This is a genomic window from Streptomyces sp. 5-10, assembly GCF_014712245.1.
In the GTDB taxonomy this organism is placed as follows: Bacteria; Actinomycetota; Actinomycetes; order Streptomycetales; family Streptomycetaceae; genus Streptomyces; species Streptomyces violaceusniger.
On the sequence record NZ_JACVYG010000167.1, the window covers coordinates 1 to 3,241 of the forward strand.

1 protein-coding gene is annotated in these 3,241 nt (G+C 70.9%); it reads left to right on the top strand.

Translation table 11 applies throughout. The annotated features are described in order from the left end of the window. A partial coding sequence (locus tag IEJ02_RS47590) for an SDR family NAD(P)-dependent oxidoreductase (protein WP_191070473.1) occupies positions 1-3,241 on the top strand: 3,241 nt, incomplete at both ends.

Below are 3,241 nucleotides of genomic sequence, written 5' to 3' on the forward strand. Positions count from 1 at the left end.
GTGAGCGGCACCAACGCGCACACCATCATCGAACAGGCCCCGGAAGCCGACCGTGATGGACCGTCTGAGGCGATGGGCCCCAAGGCGGGCGAGGGCAAGCGGCCCGCTGTCCTGCCATGGCTGGTGTCCGGCAAGAGCACGGAGGCGCTCGCCGCCCAGGCGGGTCAGCTCCACGCCCATCTGAGCGCTCACTCGGAGCTGGATGTGGCGGATGTCGGCTTCTCCCTGGCCACGACCCGTTCGGCTTTCCAGCACCGCGCGGCCCTGGTCGCCCAGGACCGAGACGAATTCCTCCGCGCCCTGGAGGCCCTGGCCAACGGCGAGAGTTCCGCTCGGGTCGTGCAGGGCGTGGTACGGAGCGAGGACACGCTCGCGTTCCTGTTCTCGGGCCAGGGGGCGCAGCGTCTTGGCATGGGGCGGGAGCTGTACGACGCCTACCCGGTGTTCGCTGACGCGTGGGACGAGGTGTGCGCGCGTCTGGACGGTCTGCTGGATCGTCCGTTGCGGGAGGTGGTGTTCGCCGCCGAGGGCAGCGCGGACGCCGACTTGCTGGACCAGACGGCGTTCACGCAGCCCGCGCTGTTCGCGGTCGAGGTGGCGTTGTTCCGGCTGCTGGAGCACTTCGGCGTCACCCCGGACGTGGTGATCGGTCACTCCATCGGCGAGATCGCCGCCGCGCATGTGGCGGGTGTGTTCTCGCTGGAGGACGCGTGCGCGCTGGTGGCGGCTCGTGGCCGGTTGATGCAGGCCCTGCCCGAGGGCGGGGCGATGGTGGCCGTCGAGGCGTCGGAGGAGGAGATCGCTCCGTCGCTGGCCGGGCGTGAGGCCGAGGTGAGCATCGCCGCGGTCAACGGTCCGACCGCCGTGGTCATCGCGGGTGATGAGGCGGTGGCGCTGGAGATCGCCGGGCAGTGGGCGGAGCGGGGCCGCAAGACGCGCCGTCTGCGGGTCAGCCACGCGTTCCACTCGCCGCGTATGGACGCGATGCTGGACGACTTCCGCAAGGTCGTCGAGGGGCTGTCGTTCGCCCCGCCCTCCATCGATCTGATCTCCAATGTCACCGGTGGGGTGGCCTCGGACACTGAGGTGTGTTCCCCGGAGTATTGGGTGCGGCACGTGCGGGAGGCGGTGCGCTTCCTGGATGGGGTGCGGGCACTGACGAGGCAGGGTGTGACCACCTTCCTGGAGGTGGGCCCCGATGGCGTACTCTCGGCGATGGCGCAGGACTGCCTGACGGAACGGGCCGAGCCTGCCTCGGCGCCCGTGACCGTGCCGGTGCTGCGCAAGGACCGCTCGGAGGCAGCGGCCCTGATCACGGCGCTGGCACAACTGCATGCGCACGGGACCGATGTCGCCTGGGCGTCGGCCTTCGACGGCCTCGAGGCCCGCAGGGTCGACCTGCCGACTTACGCGTTCCAGCGTCGGCGCTACTGGATCGAGAAGTCCACCGCCGCGGCCGGCGCGGATGCCGGAGTCCGGGACGAGGTCGACGCGCGGTTCTGGCAGGCCGTGGAGCGTGAGGATCTCGAATCGCTCGCGAGGACGCTGGACTTCGACGACGAGGTGTCGTTGGGCGCGGTGTTGCCGGCTCTGTCGGCGTATCGCCGCAGCAGCCGTGAACAGTCGACGATTGACGGCTGGCGTTATCGGGTGTCGTGGAAGCCGGTTCCGGACGCGGCCGAGGGGTCGTTGTCGGGGACGTGGCTGGTGGTGGTTCCGGCGTCCCGTGCCGGGGATGAGCTGGTGTCGCAGGTTGTGGCCGGGCTCGAGCGGCATGGCGCGGGTGTGGTGTCGCTGGTGGCGGATGAGCGGGACCTGGGCGCGGGTGTGCTGGCGGCGCGGCTGCGTGAGGCGGTCGCGGAGGTGCCCGAGCTGGGTGGTGTGCTGTCGCTGCTGGCTCTGGAGGAGGAGCCGTGCCCGGGGTATCCGGGGCTGTCGGGTGGTTATGCGCTGAGTTTGGTGCTGGCGCAGGCGATGGTTGAGGTGGATGTTCCGGCTCGGTTGTGGTGCGGTACGCGTGGCGCGGTGTCGGTGGGGCGCTGGGATCGGCTGGCTGGTGTGGTGCAGTCGCAGGTGTGGGGTCTGGGTCGGGTGGTGGGGTTGGAGCACTCGGCGGTGTGGGGTGGTCTGGTCGATGTGCCGGAGTCGCTGGATGAGCGTGGTGTGGCGCGGCTGGCTGGTGTGCTGTCGGCCGGGGACGGTGAGGACCAGGTCGCGGTGCGGGGCTCGGGTGTGTTCGCCAGGCGTCTGGTGCGGGCTGACGCGGGTGAGGGAGCGGAGCGGCCGTGGCGGGCGCGCGGCACCGTGCTGGTGACCGGCGGCACCGGGGCGCTGGGCGGCCGGGTGGCCGGTTGGCTGGCGCGCAGCGGTGCCGAGCATCTGGTGCTGACCAGTCGTCGCGGCCTTGACGCTCCGGGCGCTACCGAACTGCGGGATGAGCTCGAGGCGCTGGGCGCGCGGGTGACCGTGGTGGCGTGTGATGTGACCGATCGTGAGGCGTTGGCTGGTGTTCTTGCGTCGGTTCCGGAGGAGTTTCCGCTCAGTGCGGTGTTCCATGCGGCGGGTGTTGAGCAGGCGGCTGAGCTTCGGGGGATGAGTCTGTCGGACGCGGCGGCGGTGGTGTCCGGGAAGGCCGCGGGGGCGGCGTGCCTGGATGAGTTGCTGGGTGAGCGTGAGCTGGACGCGTTCGTGGTCTTCTCGTCGATCGCCGGTGTGTGGGGCAGTGGTGGCCAGGCCGCCTACGGTGCGGCCAATGCCTATCTGGACGCGCTGGTGGAGGACCGCCGTGCCCGGGGTCTCGCCGGTACCTCCGTGGCCTGGGGTCCCTGGGCCGAGGGCGGTATGGCGGCAGCGGAGGGGGTGGAAAGGGAACTCGCCCGTCGTGGCCTGCTCGCCATGGATCCGGCCTTGGCCCTTGCCGCCTTGCGGGGCGCGATCGCGGGTGACGATGGCGTGGTGACGGTCGCGGATATGGACTGGGAGCGGTTTGCCCCCTCGTTCACCCTGGGGCGGCCGAGCCCGTTGATCGGTGACCTCCCCGAGGTCGCGAAGGCGCTTGAGGCCGTGAGTGCGTCCGGCGGGGCACATACTTCGGCCGGCCTGCGGGAGCGGTTGACGGGGCTGACCGGGGCGGAGACCGACAGGGTCCTGCTCGATCTGGTGCGTGGCCATGTGGCTGCGGTCCTCGGGTTCGCCGGTGGGGAGGTCGTTGAGCCCGATCGTGCGTTCAAGGAGTTGGGTT